A 7,745-nucleotide genomic window follows, 5' to 3' on the forward strand; every position below is an offset into this window, starting at 1 on the left:
CGCGGTGACCGCCTCGTCCGGGAGCTGTGGGCGCGGCTGGAGGACAGCGGCATCCGCACCCTGCAGTCGCACACGCACGGCCACCACCTGCCGCACCTGTCCTACGCCGTCCTGCTCGAGTGGGACCTGGGCCGGGTCCGGGCCGCGCTCGAGACCCTCCCGGCCGGCGAGCCGTTCGAGCTGCGCTTCCACGGGACGGTCGCCTTCCCGCGCGGGCGCGCGGCGCTCGTGCCCGCAGTTTCGGCCGACGTCATGCGTCGGCAGGAGGCGGTCGCCGGCGCCGTCGCGGCGACCGGGGCGGTGCTGCACCGGCACTACGAACCGGGCGCGTGGGTGCCGCACGTCTCGCTCGCGACCGGCGCGACCGGGCTGCAGCTGCCGATCGTCGTCAAGGCGGTCGCCGACGTGCTGCCCCTCACGGTCACGGTCGACCACGCGGTGGTCATCGACAGCTCCACCGGGCAGGCCTGGCCGCTGCCCCGGCTCCTCTAGCCACGCCGGAGGCAACCTGCGCGCGACCGCCGGTGGGCGACATACCCGCCGGTATGCCGCCGACCGGACGCCGGTCAGGCGCCCACCGGCAGGTGCTCCCGCAAGAAGGCGACCGTGCGGCCCCAGGCCTGAGCCGAGGCGGCCGGGTGGTGCCAGGGCAGGTCGGGGTTGTCGAACGCGTGGTCCGCGCCGTCGTACTCGTGGAAGACCGTCGCGGGGGAGGCCGTGACCGCGGCACGGACCCGGGCGACGGTCTCCCGGTCGAGGAACGAGTCGGCCGTGCCGAAGTGGTGCAGGCTGGGGACCGTCACCTTCGGGGCCAGCTCGAGCAGCATCGGCAGGGCCGAGCCGTAGTAGCTGACCAGGGCGGCCACCGGCTCCACGGCGGCGACGTGGAACGCCAGGCCGCCGCCGAAGCAGAACCCGACGAGCCCGACCGGCCCGGTGACCTCGGCGCGCGCCCCGAGCCACCGCACGGCGGCGGCGCCGTCGCGCACCGCGAGCGGCCAGTCGACCCGGCCGGCCAGCTCCATGCCCCGCTCGAGCCCGCCGTCCTGCTCCGAGACCTCGCGGACCCCGAGCCGCCAGAAGAACTCCGGCGCGAGCACGACGTACCCGAGCTCGGCCAGGTCCGCGGCGCGCCGCAGGATGTAGGGGCTCAGCCCGAAGATCTCCTGGCACAGCACGATGCCGGGACCGGACCCCGCTGCGGGGCGCCACAGCTGGGCGGGCAGGTCGCCGGAGCGGGTCGGGACTAGGACGCGTTCGCTCATGGGCGTGAGTATGCCGTTCGGCCGGCTCCCGCGGGCGCGCCGGCGTGCCCGACATCAGTCGTGCGGGTCGGGCGCCGGATAGGTGACGGTCAGCCCGTCGACGGCGGCGAAGCGGGTCAGGGTCTCCGGCTTCGCGGTGTGCGCGTCGTAGATGTCCACGACCTCGTGGCCGCGCACCAGCAGGGCGTCGCCGATCAGGGACCGGTGGCAGCGCCACGGGACGGCCTCGGCGCACATCACGACGGTCTGCCTGCGCTCGGCCAGCTCGAGCAGCTCGTCCAGGCCGGCCGCGAACTCGGGTGTCTGCATGTAGTCGGCGTAGCCGCGGAAGCTGGCGTTGTGCCAGGCCCCGTTCGGCGAGTCGCGCCGGGTGTGCCGTAGCCCGCCGAGCGCCGTGAGGTGGACGTAGTCGACGCCGGCGTCGGGCAGGGTGTGGGAAAGCGAGTCGATGTGGAACTGCGGGTTGTGCCGGGACTTCGGCACGGTGCGCACGTCTGCGACCGCCTCGACGTGGTAGGCGCGCAGCACCGCGACGAACTCGTCGAAGGCCCGCGTCGAGTGGCCGATCGTGTAGATCACCATGTCCTCGACCATAGGAGGCGCGGCCGGGAGGTCGGGGGCGGCGGGTCAGGCCCGGCTCGGCCGGCCCGGCTCCCGGGCGCGTCGTCAGGTGTCCCGGGCCTCCAGGCCGTGCACCAGCAGGTCCGCGAGCTGGCGGTAGGCCGCCGCGTCGTCCAGCCCGGTCGCAGCCGCGATGGACCCGCGCTGGATCGCGGCCATCACCTCGCCCGCCGCAGCCCCGACGAAGGCGGCGTCGACCCGGCGCAGCCGCCCGGCCGCGACGCCGTCGTCGATCAGGGCTCGGACCCGCTGGGCGGCATACTCCGTGTTCTGACGGTACACCTCACGAGCGGGCGGGAACGCGGCGACGTCGCGGTGGAAGGCCGGCGACGCGGGCGCGAGCTCCTCGGCGACCGCGTCGAGGTAGCGCCGCAACCTGGCCACCGGGTCCTGCTCGGCCGCCAGCCGCTGCTCGATGGAGCTCGCGGCGGTCCGGAAGTACGACCGCACCGTCGCCACGACGATCTGCTCCTTGCTCGGCGCGACCAGGTAGAGCGTCGAGCGGGAGCAGCGCAGCCGCTCGGCCAGGTCGGCGATCGTCAGGTCGGCGAACCCCTCGGCCAGGAACAGCGCCCGGAGCCGGGCCAGGACCGCGCCACGCCTCGCGCGGGCGCGGGGGGTGAGCGCCGCCACCTCGGTTGCGAGTTCCGTCATACCGAACACGATACCAATACTGGTACTGTAGAGCAGTTCCTGGTACCGACCACAGGGAGATCCCCATGCCCGCATCCCGTGTCCTGCCCACCCCGGAGGCCGCCGACCTCATCCGTCTGGTCCGCGACTTCGCCACCGAGGAGCTTGCCCCCCGCGCGGCGGAGGCCGAGGCGTCGGGCACCTTCCCGCGCGACGTCTTCGCCCAGCTCGGCGCGATGGGCGTGCTCGGCCTGCCCTACCCCGAGGAGCACGGCGGCGGCGGCCAGCCCTACGAGGTGTACGTCCAGGTGATCGAGGAGCTGGCGAGCGTCTGGGCCAGCATCGCGGTCGGCACGAGCGTGCACGCGCTGTCGTGCTTCGGCCTGGTGACCCGCGGCACCGCGGAACAGCAGGAACGCTGGCTGCCCGGCATGCTCGGCGGCGATCTGCTCGGCGCCTACTGCCTCAGCGAGCCGCACGCCGGCTCCGACCCGGCCGCGATGATCACGCGGGCGGTGCGCGACGGGGACGACTACGTGATCACCGGCGCGAAGGCATGGACCACCCACGGCGGGCAGGCCGACTACTACAAGCTCATGGCGCGCACCTCCGACGACCGGGGCGGCATCTCGTGCTTCCTCGTGCCCGCGGACAGCCAGGGCCTGACCGCCGACCCGCCGGAGCACAAGATGGGGCTGATGGGCTCGACGACGGCCACGATGCGCTTCGACCACGTGCGGATCCCCGCCGAGCGCCGGCTCGGCGCCGAGGGCGAGGGCCTCAAGATCGCGCTCGCCGGCCTCGACGCCGGTCGGCTCGGCATCGCCGCCTGCGCCACCGGCCTGGCCCAGGGCGCCCTCGACCGTGCCGTCGAGTACGCGCAGGAGCGCGAGGCCTTCGGTCGGAAGATCATCGACCACGAGGGGCTCGGCTTCCTGCTGGCCGACATGGAGGCCGCCGTGCAGTCGGCGCGGGCCTGCCTGATCCACGCCGCCCGGCTCAAGGACCAGGGCCTGCCCTACGGCCGCGAGGCCTCCGTCGCCAAGCTGGTGGCGACCGACAACGCGATGCGGGTGACCACCGACGCCGTGCAGGTCCTCGGCGGCTACGGTTACACCCAGGACTTCCCCCTCGAGCGCTACATGCGCGAGGCCAAGGTCATGCAGATCTTCGAGGGGACCAACCAGATCCAGCGGCTGGTGATCAGCCGGTCGCTGCGCAGGCCGGCCGGCACGATCACCGTCCAGAGGCAGGGGAACCACTGATGCACGTCGACAACACCGCTGCGATCGTCACCGGCGGGGCTTCCGGACTCGGCGCGGCGACGGCGAAGGCGCTGGTGGACAAGGGTTCCCATGTCTTCGCCCTGGACCTGCCGGCCGCCTGCGAGGCCGCCGGACCGGCCCCCGACGGCGTCACCTACGTGCCGACGGACGTGACCGACGAGGCCCAGGTGCGCGCCGCGGTCGCGCTGGCCGCCGCGGGCGACCCCCTGCGGGTCGTGGTCAACTGCGCCGGCATCGGCCCGTCCGCCCGGATCCTCGGCCGCAAGGGGGTGCACGACCTCGGCCTCTACGCCAAGGTCGTCCAGATCAACCTGGTGGGCACCTTCAACGTCCTGGCGCTCGCGTCCGAGGCGATCGCCCGAACCGAGCCCGACGAGCAGGGCCAGCGCGGCGTGGTCATCAACACCGCCTCGATCGCCGCCTTCGAGGGGCAGGTCGGCCAGGCCGCCTACAGCTCGTCCAAGGGCGGTGTCGTGGGACTCACCCTGCCGGCCGCACGCGACCTCGCGCAGTACGGCATCCGGGTCATGGCCATCGCACCCGGCACCGTCGACACGCCCATGCTCGCGACCGTCTCGGACGACACCCGCGCGGCGCTCGCCGCAGGGGTCACCTTCCCGCACCGGCTCGCCCGCCCCGACGAGTACGCCCAGCTGGCGCTGGCCATCGTCGACCACGACTACCTCAACGGCGAGGTCATCCGGATGGACGGCGCCCTGCGGATGGCCCCCCGCTGAGCCGAACCCACCGCTGCCCCGAACGAACCGTTCGCGGGTGACGGTGCCGGCCGCGTGGCCCGGCCTCAGCCGCGCGAGCGCAGCCGGACGTTGGGCAGGCCGGGCGCGGGCAGCGTGCCCTCCCACTGCGTGGGGAAGGGCCCGTAGCGTCGGGCCCCCCGCCCGACGGCATCCGGTATGCCGCTGTCCCGCACCTCGCGCCCGGACGTCTGCTCCCCGGGGGACGACCCGTGCTGCGCGAACGCGCCCCGTTCGCGCTGCCAGTCCTCGCGGAACCCGACGATCTCCTCGTGGGACCGGCCCACGAAGTTCCACCACATGACGATCCGCTCGCCGAGCGGGCGCCCGCCGATCAGCAGCACCCGGGTCGGCTCGGTCGGGCTCGCCTCCAGGGTGAGCCGCGCCCGCCCGTCGGGGTGGAAGACGATCTCGCCGGGCTTGGCGACCGCGTCCCCGGCCGTGACCGTGCCGGTGTCGCACAGCACCCCGTGCTCGTGCGCCGGGTCGACGTCGATCCCCAGCGAGCCACCGGCCGGCAGCGTGACCTCGGCGCCGACCAGCTCGCTGTAGGTCGACACCGGCGAGGTCTGCCCGAACAGCGTGCCGAGGAAGACGAGCGCCCGCGAGCCGTCGACCTCGAGCACGGGCGGCTCGTAGTGCTCGAACCGGGGCGCGACGGACCGGTGCGGCTCCGGCAGGGCGGTCCACAGCTGCACCCCGTGCAGCAGCGTGGTCGCCGGCGTCGAGTACTCCGAGTGGGCGATGCCCGACCCGGCCGTCATGAGGTTCATCTGACCCGGCCGGACGAACGCGTGCGCCCCGGTGGTGTCCCGGTGCTCGATCTCGCCGGTGAACAGCCACGACACGGTCTGCAGGCCGGTGTGCGGGTGGCCCGGCACGACCATGCCGCCGGTCAGGGCGACGTCGTCGGGGCCGTAGTGGTCCACGAAGCACCACGCCCCGATCAGGCTGCGCTCGCGCTGCGGGAGGCTGCGGCGCACGGTCATCGCGCGCGGCCCGCCGAGCGGGACCTGCCGGTAGGGCAGCACGACCGCGGGCGAGCCGGGCTCCTCCCGGTCGGCGCACACGACCTCGGCCGGGTTCTTCTCGAGGTTGCTCATGGCCCGACTGTAGGCCGCCCGGGCGGGCAGTGGCTCGGCTCGGCAGTGGTCCGGCTCAGGGTCGCACGATGACCTTGACCGCGCGCCGCTCGGCCATGGCCCGGTAGCCCTCGGCCACCTCGTCCAGCGGCAGGTCGAGGTCGAAGACCCGGCCCGGGTCGATCGAGCCGGCCAGCACCCGGCCCAGCAGGTCGGGCAGGTAGCGCCGGACCGGCGCGACGCCGCCGCGCAGGCCGATGTTGCGGCCGAACATCCGCTCGATCGGCAGGCTGACGCCGTGCGGCACCCCGACGTACCCGACCGTGGAGCCGGGCCGGGCCAGGCCGAACGCCGTCCGCACCGCCTGGTCCGTGCCGACGCACTCGAGCGTCGCGTCCGCACCGACGCCGCGGGTCAGCTCCAGCACGGCCGCGACGCCCGCCTCGTCCCGCTCGGCGACGACGTCGGTCGCGCCGAACGCCGTGGCCAGGCGCTGCCGGTCCGCGTGCCGCGACATGACGACGACCCGGTCGGCGCCCTGCTGCCGGGCGGCGATGACGGCGCAGAGCCCGACGGCACCGTCCCCGACGACGGCCACCGTCATCCCGGGGCGGACCCCGGCCGACACGGCGGCGTGCCACCCGGTGGGCATCACGTCGGTCAGGGCGAGGATCGAGGGCAGCAGGTGCGGGCCGGGCGGGGCGGTGCGCACCAGCGAGCCGTCGGCCTGTCCCACCCGGGTCAGCTCGGCCTGCCCGCTCTGCGTCGTGCCGGAGCGCACGCAGGCCGACTGCACGCCGGCCAGGCAGTTCGCGCAGGTGTTGTCGCAGTGGCAGAACGGGACGATGACGAAGTCGCCCACCTGCACGCGCCGGACCTGCGCGCCCACCTGCTCGACGACGCCGACCGCCTCGTGCCCGATCGTGCTGCCCACGGTGATCGGGTTGTCGCCGCGGTAGCGCCACAGGTCGGAGCCGCAGATGCAGCCGGCGGTCACCCGCACGATCGCGTCGGTGGGCTCCTCGATGCGCGGGTCTGGGACCTGCTCGACGCGGATGTCGCCCGGACCGTGGATCGTCGTGGCTCGCATGCCCGCCATTCTCGCCCCGCACGCCGGCGTTCGTGCTCCCGAGGGTCACGGATGCCGCTGGACCGGCTCGGCGGCATACCCGCCCTCGGGATGGGCGGCCGGGCCCCGTGCGGGGTGACGCAGGCGACCCGGCGGCGCTGGACGAACGGGGACGTAGGTCCCGGAACCGACGGGCCGGCGGCCCGTAGCGTCGAGATGTCAAGGGCGTGTCAGGAACTGTCGTCGGGAGTGGTCATGAGAGCCCGTCACATCATCGCGATCGTCATCGGCTGCCTGGTGACCCTGTCGGGGGTCGGGGTCCTCTTCGGGGGTGGGGCGGTCGGACTGGCCGGGCTGGCCGCCCGGGGCAACGGCGGCTGGATGTCGCTGCAGATCAGCCGGCTGGAGTCCTCCGGCGTCGCGGTCACCGCCGACGACCTGATGGTGCATCTCGACGGTCCCGCCCGGGTGGTCGGCTGGTTCGACCTGCAGGCCCGGGTGACCGCCAGGTCCCTCGACGGGCAGCCGGTCTTCGTCGGCGTGGCCCCGGAGGCCGACCTGCGTGGCTACCTGGCCGGCGCGGCCTACGACCGGGTGCTCGACGTGGAGTGGCGCGGCGTGGTCCGGTACCGGCACGTGCCCGGCTCGGCCGTGGTGGCGCCGCCGGGCGAGCAGTCGTTCTGGGACGAGAGCGTCAGCGGCACCGGTACCCAGCAGCTGACGTGGACGTTGCGCAACGGGCGCTGGGCGGCGGCCGTGATGAACGCGGACGGCTCGCCCGGGGTCGCGGTGACCGCGACGACGGGGGTCCGCACCGGCGCGCTGTGGGCCGTCGTGGCCGGGCTGCTAGGTGTCGGCCTGGTCCTGGTCGGCCTCGGCGCCGCCCTGATCCTCGTCGGGGTGCGTGGCCGGGGGAGGGGGCAGCTCCCGCCAGCAGGCCCCCCCGCCCAATCGAGTGTGCAGCAATCCGGATCGAGTGGGCAGCAATCCGGATCGAGTGGGCAGCAGCCGCCCCCGGCAGACCAGTCTGCCGG

General features: G+C 74.3%; 8 protein-coding genes and 1 pseudogene. 4 read left to right on the plus strand and 5 right to left on the minus strand.

Going from position 1 to position 7,745, the window contains the following annotated elements:
• Positions 1-492: 2'-5' RNA ligase family protein (locus WMI84_RS15615; RefSeq protein WP_347354698.1), on the plus strand; the 492-nt coding region annotated here is incomplete at its 5' end.
• 74 nt (positions 493-566) lie between these two features.
• Here the strand turns inward: WMI84_RS15615 and WMI84_RS15620 are convergent.
• From WMI84_RS15620 to WMI84_RS15630, 3 genes are all read right to left on the minus strand, one after another.
• Complete coding sequence (locus WMI84_RS15620) at positions 567-1,265, minus strand: dienelactone hydrolase family protein (protein ID WP_347354699.1); 699 nt, start codon at positions 1,263-1,265, stop codon at positions 567-569.
• Positions 1,266-1,319: 54 nt separating this feature from the next.
• The gene (locus WMI84_RS15625; RefSeq protein WP_347354700.1) at positions 1,320-1,847 is read right to left on the minus strand and encodes a DUF488 domain-containing protein; all 528 of its coding nucleotides are present in this window, start codon (positions 1,845-1,847) and stop codon (positions 1,320-1,322) included.
• 84 nt (positions 1,848-1,931) lie between these two features.
• A complete protein-coding gene (locus WMI84_RS15630; protein WP_347354701.1) occupies positions 1,932-2,540 on the minus strand; it encodes a TetR/AcrR family transcriptional regulator in 609 nt (202 codons plus the stop codon).
• A 65-nt stretch (positions 2,541-2,605) separates the two neighbouring features.
• On the opposite strand from WMI84_RS15630, the gene WMI84_RS15635 reads away from it, so the two are divergent.
• Together WMI84_RS15635 and WMI84_RS15640 are read left to right on the plus strand one after the other, a co-directional pair.
• Positions 2,606-3,784, plus strand: coding sequence for an acyl-CoA dehydrogenase family protein (locus WMI84_RS15635; RefSeq protein ID WP_347354702.1), 1,179 nt, complete (start codon positions 2,606-2,608; stop codon positions 3,782-3,784).
• Positions 3,784-4,542 (plus strand): SDR family NAD(P)-dependent oxidoreductase, encoded by a 759-nt coding sequence (locus WMI84_RS15640; RefSeq protein WP_347354703.1) that lies wholly within the window; start codon positions 3,784-3,786, stop codon positions 4,540-4,542. Before WMI84_RS15635 ends, WMI84_RS15640 begins: the two co-directional genes overlap by 1 nt.
• 65 nt (positions 4,543-4,607) lie before the next feature.
• Here WMI84_RS15640 and WMI84_RS15645 read toward each other — a convergent pair whose 3' ends face one another.
• Both WMI84_RS15645 and WMI84_RS15650 read right to left on the minus strand, forming a co-directional pair.
• Entirely contained in the window at positions 4,608-5,663 is a 1,056-nt protein-coding gene (locus WMI84_RS15645) for a pirin family protein (RefSeq protein ID WP_347354704.1), read from the minus strand.
• A gap of 55 nt (positions 5,664-5,718) precedes the next feature.
• Positions 5,719-6,732, minus strand: coding sequence for a zinc-dependent alcohol dehydrogenase family protein (locus WMI84_RS15650; RefSeq protein ID WP_347354705.1), 1,014 nt, complete (start codon positions 6,730-6,732; stop codon positions 5,719-5,721).
• A gap of 234 nt (positions 6,733-6,966) precedes the next feature.
• Between WMI84_RS15650 and WMI84_RS15655 the strand changes: the two are divergent.
• Positions 6,967-7,745: pseudogene (locus tag WMI84_RS15655) on the plus strand (hypothetical protein); the annotation flags it as partial.

This window comes from Intrasporangium sp., from assembly GCF_039812505.1.
In the GTDB taxonomy this organism is placed as follows: domain Bacteria; phylum Actinomycetota; class Actinomycetes; order Actinomycetales; family Dermatophilaceae; genus Intrasporangium_A.